Origin of the sequence: Mesorhizobium loti R88b (genome assembly GCF_013170845.1) — a bacterium.
GTDB classification, from domain to species: Bacteria; Pseudomonadota; Alphaproteobacteria; order Rhizobiales; family Rhizobiaceae; genus Mesorhizobium; species Mesorhizobium loti_B.
The window spans coordinates 1,442,264-1,458,162 of sequence record NZ_CP033367.1; the positions used below are offsets into that span (position 1 = coordinate 1,442,264).

A 15,899-nucleotide genomic window follows, 5' to 3' on the forward strand; every position below is an offset into this window, starting at 1 on the left:
CGCTCCGGTTCTCGAAACCGCTCGCCACCTGCCTCACCGGAGCGAATTCTCAAAACGGCTGGACCCCATCACTCATGGCCAAAAAGATCGATCGTGAAACGCTGCCTTATCGCCCCTGTGTCGGGCTGGTGATCCTCAACGCCGAGGGCCTGGTCTGGGTCGGGCATCGCATTGCCGAACCCGATAGCGAATTCGCCGGCACGACGCAGCTCTGGCAGATGCCGCAAGGCGGCATCGACAAGGGCGAGGAGCCGCTGCAGGCGGCCGAGCGGGAGCTCTACGAGGAGACCGGCATGCGCAGCGTGTCGTTGCTCGCCGAAGCGCCGGACTGGATCAACTATGATCTGCCGGACGACCTCGTCGGCATCGCCTTCACGGGCCGATATCGCGGCCAGACGCAGAAATGGTTTGCCTTCCGCTTCCATGGCGATGCCAGTGAGATCCAGATCAACCCGCCGCCGGGCGGCCACACCGCCGAATTCGACGAATGGTCATGGCGGCCGATGCAAGATCTGCCCGACCTGATCGTGCCATTCAAGCGCAAGGTCTACGAAGAGGTGGTGGCGGCGTTCAGTTATCTGACCCGATAGAGACCCTGGCCGAGGTTGCCGCGCCGGTGCGCTGGTCGTATTGATGGCTGGTGCAACGAGGGTCGCCATGAACGACGCCGTCAACCGGACTGCTGCGAACACCGTCACCCGTTGGCCGGTCAGCGATGCGGCGGCCGGGGCGATCCTGACCATCGATCTCGGCGCGATCCGTGAGAACTACCGGCGGCTGAAGGCAAAGCTGGCGGGCGCGCGCTGCGCCGGTGTGGTCAAGGCCAATGGCTACGGCCTTGGCGCGGCACAGGTGGCGGCGTTGCTGGCGAGCGAAGGCTGCGACATCTTCTTCGTCGCGCTGCTGGCCGAGGGCATCGATTTGCGCAGGGCGGTCGGGGCCGGCCCCGAGATTTACGTGCTGAACGGGCTGCCGCCTGGTTCCGAGCCGGAAGCGGTTGCGGCCGGGCTTTGCGTGGTCATCAACAGCGTCGGGCAATTGAAGGCCTGGCGCGAGGCGGCCCGCAGCGCCGGCCGCGCATTGCCCGCCGCCATCCAGGCCGATAGCGGCATGTCGCGGCTCGGCATGGCGCCGGCGGAGGTCGAGGCGCTGGCCGGGGATGCCGGTGCTTTCGACGGCATCGACGTCAGATATGTGATGAGCCACCTTGCCTGCGCCGACGAGCCGCGCCATCCGGCCAATGAGCAGCAGCGGCTGGCGTTTGGGCGGCTGCGCGCCATGCTGCCCCGGGCGCCTGCCTCACTCGCCAACTCCTCCGGCATCTTTCTTGGCAAACCCTACCACTACGACCTCGCCCGCCCCGGTGCCGCACTCTATGGCATCAACCCGACGCCCAATGAGCCCAATCCGATGCTGCCCGTCGTGCGGCTGCAGGCCAAGGTGGCGCAGACGCGCAGCGTCGAAAAAGGCGCCGGCATCGGTTACGGCCATACCTACCATGCGCAGGGTCCGCTCAGCCTGGCGACGATTTCGTTCGGTTATGCGGATGGCTGGCTGCGCCGCTCCGCTTCGGCGGCCTGGTTCGAAGGTGCGCGTCTGCCTTTCCTCGGGCGCGTGTCGATGGATTCGATCATTCTCGACATTTCCGCCCTGCCGCCCGGCAGGCTGCGCGAGGGCGATCTGGTCGAGTTGCTGGGCCCTTCGCAGAGCGTCGACGATGCCGCTGGCCATGCCGGCACGATCGGCTATGAAATCCTGGCCAGTCTCGGCTCTCGCTTTCACCGGCGCTACGTGAATGAGTAGCCCCTGGGAGTAGCCCTTGGGGCTAGCCCCTTGGCGGGCGCGGCAAAATCCGGCAGACATGGAACGATGTGGCCGATATCGGCGGCGTGGAGCGTGACGCGATGAAGATCATGGTGCTGGGCGGTGGCGTCATCGGGGTGACCACGGCCTACTATCTCGCCGAGGCCGGCCACGAGGTGACTGTGCTCGACCGCCAGAAAGGCCCGGCGCTGGAAACCAGCTTCGCCAATGCCGGCGAGATTTCGCCCGGCTATGCCTCGCCCTGGGCCGGGCCTGGCATTCCGCTGAAGGCGATCAAATGGCTGTTGATGAAACATGGCCCGCTGGTGGTGCGGCCGGCTTTCGATCCGCATATGTGGACGTGGCTGGTCAAGATGCTGCGCAACTGCACCGCCGAGCGCTATGCGATCAACAAATCGCGCATGGTGCCGCTGGCCGAGTACAGCCGCGACACGCTGAAGGCGCTGCGCGAGGCGACCGGCATCAGCTATGACGAGCGGACCCAGGGCACGCTGCAGCTGTTTCGCACGCAAAAGCAGCTCGACGGCACCGGTGGCGACGTCGAGGTGCTGAAGAAATATGGCGTGCCTTACGAGATCCTCGACCAGGATGGCTGCATCGCGGCGGAGCCGGGGCTGGCCGGGGTGCGCGAGAAGTTCGTCGGGGGTCTGAGACTGCCGCATGACGAGACCGGCGACTGCAAGATGTTCACCGACAAATTGGCCGAACTCTGCGTGGCACGTGGCGTGAAGTTCGAATACGACACGACGATCTGGCGCATCACCCGCAGTCGTAACCGTGTTGCCAATCTCAGCACCAGCAAGGGTTTCAAGGCCTCCGAAGCCTATGTGATGGCGCTGGGCAGCTATTCGGCCGGCTTCATGCGCCGGATGAAACGGTCGATTCCGGTCTATCCGGTCAAGGGCTATTCGATCACCGTGCCGGTCAAGGATGCCGCCCTGGCGCCGGTGTCGACCGTCATGGACGAAACCTACAAGGTGGCAATCACCCGCCTGGGCGACCGCATCCGCGTCGGCGGCACGGCCGAGATTTCCGGCTTCGACCTCAGGCTGCACGAATCGCGGCGGCGCACGCTCGAACATTCGGTCGGCGATCTCTTTCCGGGCTCCGGCGTCATGCGCGAGGCGACCTTCTGGTGCGGGCTGCGGCCGATGACGCCGGACGGGCCGCCGCTGATCGGTCGCACTGAGCTTTCCAACCTCTTCCTCAACACAGGCCACGGCACGCTTGGCTGGACCATGGCCTGCGGCTCGGCCAAGGTGCTGGCCGACATCATGTCGAACAAGGTGCCCGATATCGACGCGCGCGCCCTGGCGCAGGAGCGCTACCTGAAATAAGCCGCTTCGTTCTCTTGGGTGGATGCGATTCCCAAGGGAAAGCGCTACGCGCTTTTCCCGGGAAAACCGCTTCACACTTTTCCTGGAATTGCATCAGAACGCCTGCCTGACCCAGGCCTCGTCGAACAGCAGCCGGTAGGCCCACGGGATCGTCACGTTGGTGGAAACCGGGTTCGAGTGGGCGAGATAGTCGTCATAGACCGGCTTCATCCTGAGGTAGAAAGCGGGATCGAGCACCATCATGCCGTTCTCCGAATCGTGGAAGAAGCTGCGGTTGTTGAGGTTGACCGAAGAGATGGCGACCAGCCTTTCGTCGATCATCATGATCTTGGAATGCAGCACCACGTCGGGCGCCTTGAACTCGCGGATATTGATGCGGTCGCCATATTTCTCGACGAACAATTTGTTCAGCGCGGTGAGGAATTTGCCGCCAATATCGCCCTTGAGATCGATGCGGCCGACAATGTCGATCCTGACGCCGCGGGCAAGCGCCCGGTCAACGGCCTGGGCGAGGCTGGGCGTCAGATTGAGGTAGGGATTGACGATCTGGATATGGTGCTGGGCCGCATCGACCAGCTCGGCGAAATAGGCCTCCAGCGCATGGTCGTCCTCATAGGGCACTGAGATGAAATGCCTGGCATTGCCCCGGGGGCGGCCATCGCCGCGAACCGGGATCGAGAAGGGGCGCGCCAGATTGGTATCGGCGTCGCGAAACCATATCGTCGACAGATGCGCGGCGAGCGTCTCGACCGTGGCGTTGTCGGCGAACTCGATGTCGAAGTCGCTCCAGTTCGAATAGTAGTTCAGCGAAAGCCCGTCGGTCTTGCCATATTGCTGCAGCTCCGGGTAGCGCGACAGATCGATCGGCTGGTGGAACAGGAAGCCGTCATGGATGTTGCGGCCACCGATGATGGCGCGCGAGCGCGCCGGGTCCTGCGCCAGCGTCGCCAGCATCTTGACGTGCAGGACCTTGTGCAGTTGCGAGATTTGCTCGTCGACCGGCGCGCCATGGTCAGCCCGCCAGCGGTATTCCTGCAATTCGACATTGGGGAATTCAGCCGCCAGCCGGTGCAGCATGGCGTCGTCCTTTTCGCGCTCCAGCACGTCGGTGACCATGATGCGCACCTTGGTGCCAAGGGCCGCATGATGGCGGATCAGCCGTTCGATGACGCGGCCGGAAAAGTCGGCCTTGAATTCGAGCGAGGACAGATAGATCAGCTTCAGCCTTGGCGCCCTGGAGAAATCGAGCGGCAGTTCCGGGTCGCCCTTGTCTATGGCCGCATCGGACAGCGGCGCGCCCATCAGCGCCTCGACCTTGGCGTTGAAGCCGTCGCGCGATTTGCGCAGCAGCCTGGGCTCGCCGATCGGCAAGGCGCAGGTCTGCGACAGCCAGCGGCTGGCATAGAAGGCGCGTTCAAGCGGGTCGAGGCCGCCGCTGGGGACCGGGCAGCGCTGGTAGCGGCTGTCGAGGCTCGCGAGTGAGGGATCAGCGGTCTCTTCGCGCCGGATGGTGAGCGGCGCGCCGGCGGGGGCAAGGCTGGATCGGATCCTTGCCGTGCAGCGGTTCAGGCCGTCGCCCGGAAACAGGCTGACCGTGTCGTCTTCGCCCGACAGGCGAAAACGGAACGTCGCGCCGGCGCCGATGGTGCGTGAGGCCCCGACGGCCCGGATCGCCAACGCGCCATCGCAGCTGCCTTCGATGTCGGCCGGCTGCTTGCCGGCCTGGCGCAGGACGATCTCGGTGCTGCGTGCCTGCAGGCCGGAGAAATCGAACGTCTTTGGGGCCGTGGGCCGCGCAGCCGCGTCGATGTAGAGCGTCTGCCGCGACACCCGCCAGCGACCATCGAAATGGCCCTCGCCGCTGCCATCACCGGTTGGCGGCAGATGCGCCTTCGCGACCGGTCCGGCCAGCTGCTGCAGCGTGGAATAGGTCGCCTGGAAGTCGCTATTCTGGACGTCGCGGCGGTTGCGCCCGAACGGGCCGGTGCCGTTGGCGCGATCCATGGCGCCGAGCTGGTTGTGGGCAAGCAGCGCCAGGAACCGCCTTTCATAGTCGCTGCTCCCGGCATCGCCGAAAAACTGCGACGCCGCGACCTGCGGCCCGGGCGTGCTGGCCAAAAGGGAAGGCCGCGCGCAAGCTTCCTGTCCCGGCAGAAGGTCGCAGGCATTGCGGCTTGTGCCGGCACAACCGGCAAGGACGGCGCTCGCCAACCCGAACAAAGCGAGGATGATGGATGCGCGGCTATTCACCCAGTCACTCCGGCCTTCATCGCGCTCAACTGCGCCGGGTCGCGTGGCGGCATGAAGCCTTGGGGAAAGACCTTGCAGACGGGGATGGCGAAGGTGGCGATCAGCAATTCCGCCTCGTCGCGCATCTTGAGGGGCGCCGTCTTGTCATCGCGGATCGTCCTGGCCGAGGCGACAAGGGCGCCGTCGCAGTCGCAATGATTGTGGCGGGCGATGTAGCAGGCGTCGTGGATCTGGCAGACCGCGTCGAGGCGGTCGACCGGCCGGGCCGACAGATCGCCGGTGCGGGTGCCGGGGCCGCAATAATTGCCGATGACGAAGGGCGAGGGGCGCGCCATGGCGTAACGGATGGGCTTCGGCAATTCGGCTTCAGGCACTTTGGTCCATGGGTTGGCGCAGGCGGAGACGTACAGCAGCGGAAGGATGGCAAGAACGGCTCGCATTTTTCTCCGCGCCAGCTTTCTGAACGATTTCCCCACCCTGCGATCCGACCCATGGCTCGTGATCGCACACCCTGATGCCACACTGGCCGGTTTTGTGGCAAGGAAAAGGCGGCGTGCGTGACTACCGCGTTGTTCTAATATTGGCATAGTCTAGCTTAAGGGGCGAACCGCCCGGCATTAGGAGGACAAGCACCGGCGATGCGTATCTGTCTTCTCGACTGTTGGATTTCTGTCCTGCGCAGCGGGGGCAAATGCCGCCGACAATACGGTTCATGACCGGGATAACTGGGTCTCGTTGACCGTTCCCCAGGAATGGACCAATGAGCCGCCTTCTGGCGAGGCGATGTTGCTGGATATAAAATCCACTGATGAGGCCCTTGAGTGCATGGTGTCTGGCTCGCTCTACAACCCCCTCGCACCGGGTTCGCCGTCCGATCCGCGCAAGTTCATCGAGGACTGGTCTATGGACACCTGGACTCGGATGATGGGCAAATCGTTCAGCACGGCCGATTTCAGCAATGACAGGCTTGCAAGGTTTCCAGACGGCTACCCAGTGCGCCATGCTGACTTGGATTTCACAGTTAGCGATGAGAATATCAGCGTGCATGGCCACTCCAGGATTGCGTTTTCAATCCGGGGTGCGCGCTATGGTTATGTCAACTGCTCGTTGATGGCCGGGAGTGCAGAGGAGGTGGCGCAGAGATGGGCGCCATTGGCGGACGAGGCCGAGCGTGTGGTGAATTCGTTCGTTCTCGACCCGCCTTGAACGGTGCATTCCGTTTGCCGGTTTGCGAAGTCAGGTAAAGAGGCTCCGCTCCCGCTCAACCGCCTTGGTGATGAAGCTGGCGACGGTCTGGATGCGGCGCAGCGGCCTGACCGATTCGTGATAGACCAGCCAATAGGCGCGGCGGATGGGCGCCACCACATCGACGGCCATCAGTTCCGGCATCGAGCGCGCAACGAAGGTGTGCAGGATGCCGATGCCGGCGCCCGAGCGCACCGCTTCGGCTTGGCCGAGTGCGGAGGAAATGGCAAAGCTGGTGCGCCAGTCCGCACTGAATTCGGCGGCGTAGTCGAGCGAAGGGCTGACGATGAGGTCCGGCACATATCCGATCAGGGTGTGCTGGCCGAGTTCGGCGGCGGTCTTGGGCAGACCATTGGCATCGGCATAGGCACGCGACGCAAACAGGCCGAGCGAATAATCGACCAGCTTTCCCGCCACTAGCCGGCCTTCGGTCGGCCGCTCGACGGTGATGGCGATGTCGGCCTCGCGTCGGGACAGCGAGAAGGAGCGCGGCACCGGCACAAGCTGGATCGTCAATTCGCGGTGCAGCGCGGTCAGTTCGCCCAGACGTTTGGCCAGGAAGGCGACGCCAAAACCGTCGGGCGCACCGATGCGCACCGTGCCCGAGATATCGTCGCCTTCGCCCGATATGGTCGAACGCGCGGCGATCATGTCGCCCTCCATGCGCTCGGCAATGTCGAGGAAGCGCAGCCCGGCCGGCGTCAGCTCGCTGCCGGTGGTCAGCCGGCGAAACAGTTTCGTGCGCAGCGCTTCCTCGAGTGCCGCGATGCGCCGCGAGACCGTGGCGTGGTTGAGCTCCAGCCGTTTGGCGGCGCCAAGGATCTGGCCAGCTCGGGCGACGGCAAGGAAAATACGAACGTCATCCCAGTTCATGGGGGATCCCCAGGAGATATCTTGTGACGCCGCCATTTGCGGGAATTGATGCTCGCTCGTCAATCGATATCTAATTTACGCACAACGGTTGCGTTCTCCCTCGCGTTGCCATCCGCCGATCAAAGGCAGACAATGCGGCATCACAAACAAAGGGAGAGAAACCATGATCGAATACGGTCATTTCATCGGCGGCAAGCATGTCGCCGGCACCAGCGGCCGCAAGCAGGACGTCATGCAACCGATGGACGGCACGGTGCGCGGTACGGTGGCGCTGGCCTCGCAGGCGGAACTGCGCGCGGCGGTCGAGAACGCCAAGGCGGCGCAGCCGAAATGGGCCGCCACCAACCCGCAGCGCCGCGTGCGCGTATTGATGAAATTCCTTGAACTGGTCGCCCGCGACTATGACGAACTGGCCGATATCCTGGCGCGCGAGCATGGCAAGACGATCGCCGACGCCAAGGGCGACATCCAGCGCGGCCTCGAAGTGGTCGAAGTCTGCATCGGCGCGCCGCATATGATGAAGGGCGAATTCACCGATGGCGCCGGTCCTGGCATCGACGTCTATTCGATGCGCCAGCCGCTCGGCGTCGTCGCCGGCATCACACCGTTCAACTTCCCGGCGATGATCCCGCTGTGGAAGATCGCGCCGGCAATCGCCTGCGGCAATGCTTTTATCCTGAAGCCTTCGGAGCGTGATCCCGGCGTGCCGCTACGCATCGCCGAACTGTTCCTCGAGGCTGGCCTGCCTGCCGGCATCCTCAACGTCGTCAATGGCGACAAGGATGTGGTCGACGCCATCCTCGACGATCCCGACATCAAGGCCATCGGCTTTGTCGGCTCGACGCCGATCGCCCACTACATCTATTCGCGCGGCACGGCGGCCGGCAAGCGCGTGCAGTGCTTCGGTGGCGCCAAGAACCACATGATCATCATGCCTGACGCCGACATGGACCAGACGGTCGACGCGTTGATCGGCGCCGGCTACGGCTCGGCCGGCGAGCGCTGCATGGCGATCTCGGTGGCTGTCCCGGTCGGCAACGACACCGCCAACCGGCTGATGGAAAAACTGATCCCGCGCGTCGAGAGCCTGAAGGTCGGCCCGTCGACGGATTCGTCGGCCGATTTCGGGCCTGTCGTGACGGCGCAGGCGCTGGAGCGCATCAAGGGTTATGTCGACACCGGCGTCAAGGAAGGCGCCAAGCTGGTCGTCGACGGCCGCGGCTTCAAGATGCAGGGCTATGAGAACGGCTACTATATGGGCGGCTGCCTGTTCGACAACGTGACGGCCGATATGCGCATCTACAAGGAAGAGATCTTTGGGCCGGTGCTCTCGGTGGTGCGTGCGCCGACCTATGAGAACGCCATCCAGCTCGCCAACGACCATGAGATGGGCAATGGCGTCGCCATCTTCACCCGCGACGGCGACGCCGCGCGTGATTTTGCTTCCCGTGTCCAGGTCGGCATGGTGGGCATCAACGTGCCGATCCCGGTTCCGATCGCCTACTACACGTTCGGCGGCTGGAAAGCGTCGTCCTTCGGCGACCTCAACCAGCACGGCCCGGATGCGTTCCGCTTCTACACCAAGACCAAGACGGTGACCTCGCGCTGGCCGTCCGGCATCAAGGACGGTGCGGAGTTTGTCATTCCGACAATGAACTGAGGTCTGAGGTTCATCTCACGAGTTGAGGGCGCGGCTTTTGTCGCGCCCTTTTTTGCGTGGCATCGGGATCCTGTCATGCGCCAATCTCCAGTCGCGCGATCCGGTTGTCGGCTAGCGTGAAGACGTAGTGGAGCGTCGCCGGGGTGCCCGGGAAATTCCCCGACACGATGCCGGCGACCCGCCACGCATCGCCATTGACCGTCGCCTCGGCGACTTCGACCGTCACCCGGTATTTGCGTGTGGTTGCTTCCATCCAGTCGCGGATGGCGGCTGATCCGCGATGCGTCTCGCCTTCGTCCCGGACCTTGGCGTCCGAAGAAAAGGGGGCGAGCATACCGTCTATGTCGTGGCGGTTCTTGGCGGCAAAATAGTCCGCCAGCGGCTGGGGGAGTTCTGTTGTCATGGCCTGTCTCCGGTGTAGGTTGCCGCAGCCATGGAGGCCGGTGGTTGTCCGGCGTCTAAAATGAGATATGCTGGTGAAATGACAAGAACCGACGAAAAAGTAAGGTACTTACCTGAAAGTAAGGACGAGCCTGAAAAACCCGAGACGCTGACGCCGTTGTCGGCGGCGAGCGGTGTGGAGAATGTGCTACGCATCCTCGAAGGGCGCTGGAAGCTGGTGATCCTGTTTCACCTGTTCGGCGGCAAGGTGCTGCGCTTTTCCGACCTCGAACGGGCGATCCCGGCGATCTCGCAAAAGATGCTCATCCAGCAGCTCAGGCAGATGGAGGCCGACGGCATTGTCCGCCGCATCGTACACCACCAGGTGCCGCCAAAGGTTGAGTACTGCCTGACCGATTGGGGCCAGGCACTGTGCCCGGCTCTGGACGCCCTGTTGAAATGGGCGGCGCAAAAGGAACCCACCGAGAGCTGACGTGGCTCTACCGCGTCGCGGCCACCTCGGCATGGCCGCGCAGCAGGGCCATCAGGCGTTTGGCATCCTTGGCGGCGGCCTCTTCGTCCCCGTCGAGGATCGAGCGGATCAGCGCGACGTGATGTTCGGCTGACTCGGCGAGGCCTGTGTCCGCCTTGTAGCGGAACCAGAAGCGGCGGCTGTGGGTCTGCAACGGGGCGGCCAGCCTAGCGGCGAACGGATTGTCGGCGGCCATCGACAGCGCTTCGTCGAGCGCCTTGTCGGCCTGGATGAAGGCAAGCACATTGCCTGATATGACCGCCTTCTGCATGGCAAGGGCGGCTTCGTGGAACAGGTCAGCGGCTTCGCGCGTGACGAAGCGGGCGGCCGAACGGGCCAGCACCACCTCCACGCCGCGGCGGGCGTCCAGCACGCGCAACCAGTCGCCCGGATGCAGCGGCGCGATCGCGATGCCGGCGCGGGGTCTGACGTCGAGCAGCCCTTCCCAGGCCAGACGCTGGATCGCCTCGCGCACGGGCGTGCGGCCGAGCGCCAGCTTTTCGATGAGCGCGCCTTCGGTGACAAAGCTCGCCGGCGCCAGTTCCAGCGTGACGATCATATGCTCGAGCACACGGTAAGCCTTGGCCGCTGCCGGCTCGGATGTCGTGCTTGCTTCCATGGATATCAAAGGCGATCTCCTGATATATCTAGGGTATATCATAACGGAATCCTTATTGACAGGTCATTTCTTAACAGATATACCGCTGATATATCAGATGGAGCAATGATCATGTGGACCGGAGTTTTCCCTGCCGTCACGACCAAATTCACCAGCGACGACCATCTCGACCATGCCGAGATGGAACGCTGCTTCACCCTGCAGATGGAAGCCGGCTGCGACGGCATCATCGTCTGCGGCTCGCTCGGCGAAGGGCCGATGCTGTCGCCTGACGAGAAGATCGAGGTGCTGAAGATCGCGCAGAAAGTCGCGGGCAAGAAGCCGGTGCTGCTGACGGTCAATGAGGCCGGCACCCGCGAGGCCGCCAGCATCGCCAAGCGCGCCGCCAAGGAGGGCGCCAACGGCCTGATGGTGGTGCCGAGCCCGATCTACCACACCAATGCGGAAGAGACGGTCGCGGCCCTTCGCGCCGTAGCGCAGGCGGGCGACCTGCCTGTCATGATCTATTCCAACCGGCTTGCCTACCGCGTCGACGTTACCGTCGACCAGATGGAGGAGCTGGCGTCGGACAAGCGCTTCGTAGCCATCAAGGAATCCTCCGACGACATCAGGCGCTCGACCGAGATCATCAACCGGCTCGGCGACCGCTACGATCTCTTCACCGGCGTCGACAATCTGGCCTTCGAGGCGCTGTCGGTCGGTGCCATCGGCTGGGTGGCCGGTCTGGTCACCGCCTTCCCACGCGAGACCGTGGCCATCTACCAGCTGATGAAGCAGGGCCGCCGCGAGGAGGCACTCGCCATCTACCGCTGGTTCCGGCCGCTGCTCGACCTCGATGTCTCGACCTATCTGGTACAAAACATCAAGCTTGCCGAAGTGTTTGCGATCAACACAAATGACCGCGTGCGCATGCCGCGCCAGCCGCTATCAGGCGAGCGCCGCAAGGCGGTGGAGAAGATCGTCAAGGATGCGCTGGCAGTGCGGCCGACTTTGCCGCAGTTCTGAGGGCTCTCTTCTCCTCGTTAACGGGGAGAAGATGGCGGCAGCCAGATGAGGGGCAGCGCCGACGTGACAGGAAATTCCAAGTCGACCGAAGGGGGACGCCGCCCCTCATCCGCCCTTCGGGCACCGCAGCCCTTCGCTAGCGCTGCGGGCGTTCGTCGTTCAAAAAGCCAAGCAATTGGCTTTTCGTCCGCTTCGCGGACCACTCCTCAACCCAGTGAACGGGGAGAAGGGAAGGACATCGCTATTGTCGGCGGTGGCATCATAGGCATCTGCGCTGCTGCCTTCCTTGCCGAGGCGGGGCTCAGCGTAACAATCTTCGACCGCACCGGCATCTGCGAGGAGACGAGCTCAGGCAATGCCGCCGCCTTTGCCTTCTCCGACGTGCTGCCGCTTGCGCACAAGGGCATGATCAAGAACCTGCCGAAGTGGCTGGCCGATCCGCTTGGTCCGCTCAGCATTCCGCCCGCTTACCTGCCGAAGCTGCTACCTTGGCTGATCCGCTTCTGGCGGGCCGGGGCGCCGGCAAAATACGAGGCGAGCCTCGCAGTCCAGGCCGGTATGATGAAGCTTGCCGAAGCCGAGTGGATGGGCCTTCTCGATCGCTCCGGCACCCGACCGATGCTGCGCGAGGACGGCTCGCTCGAACTCTACGAAAGCGAAGCCGAATTCCGCGCCGGGCTGGCGGGATGGTCGGCGCGCCAGCGTTTCGGCATCGGCTTCCGCCATGTCGAGGGTGAGGAACTGGCACGCTTGCAGCCGGGGCTGTCGCCGCGCTTCGTCAAGGGCACCTTCGTGCCGGGCTGGAAGGCGGTCGCCGACCCAAAACTGCTCGGCAAGGCTATATGGGCTTACGCCGAGGCCAAGGGCGCCCGCTTCGAAAAAGCCCGGATCGACCGGGTCGCGGCGGATCCGGATGGCGCGACGCTGATTCTGGCCGACGGCACGACCCGGCGAGCGAGGCAGCTCATTGTTGCCGCCGGCGCCTGGTCGCATCTGCTGGCAAGGCAACTCGGCGATCGCATCCCGCTGGAGACCGAGCGCGGATACAACACGACGTTGCCGAAGGGCGCCTTCGACGTGCAGCGGCAGCTGATCTTTTCCGGTCATGGCTTCGTCATCACGCCGCTCGAGGCGGGCCTGCGCGTCGGCGGCGCCGTCGAACTCGGCGGTATCGAGCGGCCGCCCAATTTCAACAGGTCGAAAGCGCTGCTACAGAAGGCGCAGAAATTCCTGCCGGGGCTCAATCCCTCAGGCGGGCGCGAATGGATGGGGTTCCGGCCCTCGCTGCCGGATTCGGTGCCTGTCATCGGCAAGGCGCCGGGAAGCCAATCGGTAGTCTATGCGTTCGGCCACGGCCATCTCGGCCTCACCCAGGCGGCGGCGACCGGACGGTTGATCCGGGAAATCGCCCTGGGGCAGACTCCGTCTGTTGATCTGACCCCTTTCAACCCACAACGTTTTTGAGTTCATCGCGGTTTTGAATCTTTCGAGGAACGACATGGCCAAGAAATCCTTCTTCTGCATCGACGGCCACACTTGCGGCAATCCGGTACGGCTGGTTGCCGGCGGCGGGCCGCTGCTGCGGGGCTCGACGATGATGGAGCGGCGGGCGCATTTCCTCGCCGAATATGACTGGATCCGCACCGGGCTGATGTTCGAGCCGCGCGGCCACGACGTCATGTCTGGCTCGATCCTCTACCCGCCGACGCGCGAGGATTGCGACATCGCCATCCTGTTCATCGAAACATCCGGTTGCCTGCCGATGTGCGGCCACGGCACCATAGGCACGGTGACGATGGCCATCGAACACGGGCTGATCAAGCCGAAGACGCCGGGCGTGCTCAGGCTCGACACGCCGGCCGGCCTGGTCATCGCCGAGTACAAGCAGGTGGGTGACTATGTCGAGGAGGTGCGCATCACCAACGTACCGTCCTTCCTCTATGCCGAGGGGCTGACGGTCGACTGCCCGCAGCTTGGCGAGATCACCGTCGATGTCGCCTATGGCGGCAATTTCTACGCCATTGTCGAACCGCAGGCGAATTTTCGCGACATGGCGGATTATTCCGCCGGCGACCTCATTGCCTGGAGCCCGGTGGTGCGCCAGCGGCTCAACGAGAAATATTCCTTCGTGCATCCGGAAAACCCGGACATCAACCGGCTGTCGCACATGCTGTGGACCGGCAAGCCGACAGTGGAGGGAGCCGATGCCCGCAATGCCGTCTTCTACGGCGACAAGGCGATCGACCGCTCACCGTGCGGCACCGGCACTTCGGCGCGCATGGCGCAGCTTCACGCCAAGGGCAAGCTCAAGGCCGGCGACGCCTTCGTGCATGAATCGATCATCGGCTCACTGTTCAAGGGCAAGGTCGAAAAGGAGGTCACTGTCGCGGGCAAGCCGGCGATCATTCCCTCGATCGGCGGCTGGGCGCGGATGACCGGATTGAACACGATCTTCATCGACGACCGCGATCCGTTCGCGCATGGTTTTGTCGTCAAGTGATAGAGGCACACCTCTGATCACCAGTATCGACCGAGACCTCACGGCGAAACCAGTCGGCGAAGGTGAGCGCGGCGGGTGAAGCATCCACCGACATCGTCAGGAAATAGCTCTTGTCGCGGTTGGTCGAGACATCGGACAGAACCACCAGGTCGCCGCGCTTCAGCTCGTCGCGAAAAACGTCGACCGGACAAAGCGCCACGCCATGGCCGGCGATGACCGCCGTTGCGAGTATGTTGAAGTCGGCGAAGACGGGACCGTTGCCGACATCGACGTTGGGCACGCCGGCTTCGGAAAACCACTCGCTCCAGCCCTGCCGGTTCTCGTCATGCAACAGGTCCGCGGCCGCGATCCCCAAAGGGGTTCGCAGATGCTCCTTGCCGGCCAGATAGTGCGGACTGCACACCGGCCGGTTCAGGCGTGAAAACAGTTTGAGGCTGGTGACGCCCGGCGTCGGATCGGCTCCGAGCGTGATCAGCACATCGTTCTCATCATCTGCGAGCCTGTCCTCGGCTTTGGCATAGGCTACCCGCATGCCGATATCGGGATGGCCTGATGTAAAGTCCGGCAGGCGGGGCACCAGCCAGCGGCTGGCGATGGACGGTATGCAGCCTACCGATAGCGTCATTGATGCCGCATTGCGGCGGATGCGCCGGCACGTGGCGCCGAGTTCTGCAAGAGCACCGCTCGCCGACGCCTGCAGGATCACGCCGGCATCCGTCAGCCGGACCTTGCGTGCGTCCCGGTGGAACAGAGGCACGCCCAGCCACGCCTCCAGCCGCCTTATCTGGTGACTGATGGCCGGATGTGTGACGTGAAGCTCTTCTGCGGCCGCCGAAAAGCTCAAGCGGCGGGCGGCAGCCTCAAAGGCGCGGATAGCATTCAGCGGGGTATAGTCCATCTGTAAAATTTACTAACATATCGAGTGAGAAGCAATCATTTGAATGTCCGGCCTCACTGCGGCACTCCTGCATCCATTCCACAGGCCTTGTTGCCATTCTTGGCTAGGGCCACGACCTGCAGGGAAGAAAAACATGTTCACCAGACAATTGGCTGATGTAGAAAAATCTGACTTCTTCGTGAATTGGGGCAATGGCACCAGCCATCGCCTGCTGACCCAGCAGGACGGGATGGGTTTTACTGTCTGCCACACGGTCGTGCGTGCCGGCAGCGAATCACGCCTCCAGTATCGGCGGCATTTCGAGGCCTGCTACTGCATCGCCGGCGCCGGTGAGGTCGAAGACATGTCCGGTGAAGTGCATCGTATCGAGCCGGGCACGATCTATGTGCTCAATGAACATGACGAACACTTTCTGCGAGCCGACGCTGCGAGCGATATGATCCTGGTCAGTGTCTTCAATCCGCCGCTGCAGGGCACGGAACGGCATGCGCTGAGTGAGAATGGCGGATCAGCGTACTGATCCGGAACAGGGCAATTGTCCCTCGATTGGCAGCCAGACAAGCGCAGCTGCATTGAACACCATCGCCGTCGAGGCCAGCCAGTCGTTCAGACACGGCTTTGAGGTCAGGCAGGAGGAATCCTGACCCAACGGAAAGGAGTGTGGCGAAAAAGTGAACCGTGTCAGGAACGCAACGATTCTTCTCATCACCTAATTTTGACGGTGGTTTCTTCGAAACGAAGCGCATTATGTGTCTGAATCATCAAAGACATTGCG

The 15,899-nt window shown here is 63.4% G+C and carries 16 protein-coding genes; 10 read left to right on the forward strand and 6 right to left on the reverse strand.

The annotated features are described in order from the left end of the window. Positions 1 to 74 precede the first annotated feature (74 nt). The 3 genes from EB235_RS06970 (at position 75) to EB235_RS06980 (ending at position 3,161) form a co-directional block, all read left to right on the forward strand. A complete protein-coding gene (locus EB235_RS06970) occupies positions 75 to 590 on the forward strand; it encodes an RNA pyrophosphohydrolase (protein ID WP_027031686.1) in 516 nt (171 codons plus the stop codon). A gap of 67 nt (positions 591 to 657) precedes the next feature. Continuing rightward, positions 658 to 1,803 carry an alanine racemase gene (gene alr, locus EB235_RS06975; protein WP_027031685.1) on the forward strand — a complete coding sequence of 382 codons (1,146 nt, stop codon included), beginning with the start codon at positions 658 to 660 and terminating at the stop codon, positions 1,801 to 1,803. A 101-nt stretch (positions 1,804 to 1,904) separates the two neighbouring features. After that, positions 1,905 to 3,161 (forward strand): D-amino acid dehydrogenase, encoded by a 1,257-nt coding sequence (locus tag EB235_RS06980; protein ID WP_027031684.1) that lies wholly within the window; start codon positions 1,905 to 1,907, stop codon positions 3,159 to 3,161. Positions 3,162 to 3,254: 93 nt separating this feature from the next. Here the strand turns inward: EB235_RS06980 and EB235_RS06985 are convergent, their stop codons facing one another. Both EB235_RS06985 and EB235_RS06990 read right to left on the reverse strand, forming a co-directional pair. Continuing rightward, positions 3,255 to 5,411, reverse strand: a complete 2,157-nt coding sequence (locus EB235_RS06985) for a phospholipase D-like domain-containing protein (protein WP_027031683.1) — start codon at positions 5,409 to 5,411, stop codon at positions 3,255 to 3,257. Continuing rightward, complete coding sequence (locus tag EB235_RS06990; protein WP_027031682.1) at positions 5,408 to 5,851, reverse strand: hypothetical protein; 444 nt, start codon at positions 5,849 to 5,851, stop codon at positions 5,408 to 5,410. Before EB235_RS06990 ends, EB235_RS06985 begins: the two co-directional genes overlap by 4 nt. A gap of 295 nt (positions 5,852 to 6,146) precedes the next feature. On the opposite strand from EB235_RS06990, the gene EB235_RS06995 reads away from it, so the two are divergent. Beyond that, complete coding sequence (locus EB235_RS06995; protein ID WP_245268853.1) at positions 6,147 to 6,617, forward strand: hypothetical protein; 471 nt, start codon at positions 6,147 to 6,149, stop codon at positions 6,615 to 6,617. 30 nt (positions 6,618 to 6,647) lie between these two features. Here EB235_RS06995 and EB235_RS07000 read toward each other — a convergent pair whose 3' ends face one another. Beyond that, positions 6,648 to 7,529, reverse strand: coding sequence for a LysR family transcriptional regulator (locus tag EB235_RS07000; protein WP_027031681.1), 882 nt, complete (start codon positions 7,527 to 7,529; stop codon positions 6,648 to 6,650). Positions 7,530 to 7,692: 163 nt separating this feature from the next. Between EB235_RS07000 and EB235_RS07005 the strand changes: the two genes are divergently transcribed. Continuing rightward, positions 7,693 to 9,189: a CoA-acylating methylmalonate-semialdehyde dehydrogenase gene (locus EB235_RS07005; protein WP_027031680.1), complete on the forward strand. Its 1,497-nt coding sequence runs from the start codon at positions 7,693 to 7,695 to the stop codon at positions 9,187 to 9,189. A gap of 73 nt (positions 9,190 to 9,262) precedes the next feature. Here the strand turns inward: EB235_RS07005 and EB235_RS07010 are convergent, their stop codons facing one another. Continuing rightward, on the reverse strand, positions 9,263 to 9,592 hold the full coding sequence (locus EB235_RS07010) for a nuclear transport factor 2 family protein (protein ID WP_027031679.1): 330 nt from the start codon (positions 9,590 to 9,592) through the stop codon (positions 9,263 to 9,265). A 147-nt stretch (positions 9,593 to 9,739) separates the two neighbouring features. Here EB235_RS07010 and EB235_RS07015 point away from each other — a divergent pair, with 147 nt between their 5' ends. Next, positions 9,740 to 10,063, forward strand: coding sequence for a winged helix-turn-helix transcriptional regulator (locus EB235_RS07015; protein WP_032926543.1), 324 nt, complete (start codon positions 9,740 to 9,742; stop codon positions 10,061 to 10,063). Positions 10,064 to 10,070: 7 nt separating this feature from the next. Here the strand turns inward: EB235_RS07015 and EB235_RS07020 are convergent, their stop codons facing one another. Further along, positions 10,071 to 10,763 carry a GntR family transcriptional regulator gene (locus EB235_RS07020; protein WP_051429710.1) on the reverse strand — a complete coding sequence of 231 codons (693 nt, stop codon included), beginning with the start codon at positions 10,761 to 10,763 and terminating at the stop codon, positions 10,071 to 10,073. A gap of 69 nt (positions 10,764 to 10,832) precedes the next feature. On the opposite strand from EB235_RS07020, the gene EB235_RS07025 reads away from it, so the two are divergent. From EB235_RS07025 to EB235_RS07035, 3 genes are read left to right on the forward strand one after another with little or no spacing between them, the layout of a single operon-like run. After that, positions 10,833 to 11,726, forward strand: coding sequence for a dihydrodipicolinate synthase family protein (locus EB235_RS07025; protein WP_027031676.1), 894 nt, complete (start codon positions 10,833 to 10,835; stop codon positions 11,724 to 11,726). A 45-nt stretch (positions 11,727 to 11,771) separates the two neighbouring features. Next, complete coding sequence (locus tag EB235_RS07030; protein WP_027031675.1) at positions 11,772 to 13,190, forward strand: NAD(P)/FAD-dependent oxidoreductase; 1,419 nt, start codon at positions 11,772 to 11,774, stop codon at positions 13,188 to 13,190. Positions 13,191 to 13,224: 34 nt separating this feature from the next. Continuing rightward, complete coding sequence (locus tag EB235_RS07035) at positions 13,225 to 14,226, forward strand: 4-hydroxyproline epimerase (protein ID WP_027031674.1); 1,002 nt, start codon at positions 13,225 to 13,227, stop codon at positions 14,224 to 14,226. Here EB235_RS07035 and EB235_RS07040 read toward each other — a convergent pair. Continuing rightward, positions 14,219 to 15,124 (reverse strand): LysR substrate-binding domain-containing protein, encoded by a 906-nt coding sequence (locus tag EB235_RS07040; protein WP_027031673.1) that lies wholly within the window; start codon positions 15,122 to 15,124, stop codon positions 14,219 to 14,221. The genes EB235_RS07035 and EB235_RS07040 overlap by 8 nt on opposite strands. Before the next feature lie 133 nt (positions 15,125 to 15,257). Here EB235_RS07040 and EB235_RS07045 point away from each other — a divergent pair, with 133 nt between their 5' ends. Then, entirely contained in the window at positions 15,258 to 15,644 is a 387-nt protein-coding gene (locus EB235_RS07045; protein WP_027031672.1) for an ectoine synthase, read from the forward strand. The last annotated feature ends 255 nt before the right edge of the window (positions 15,645 to 15,899 follow it).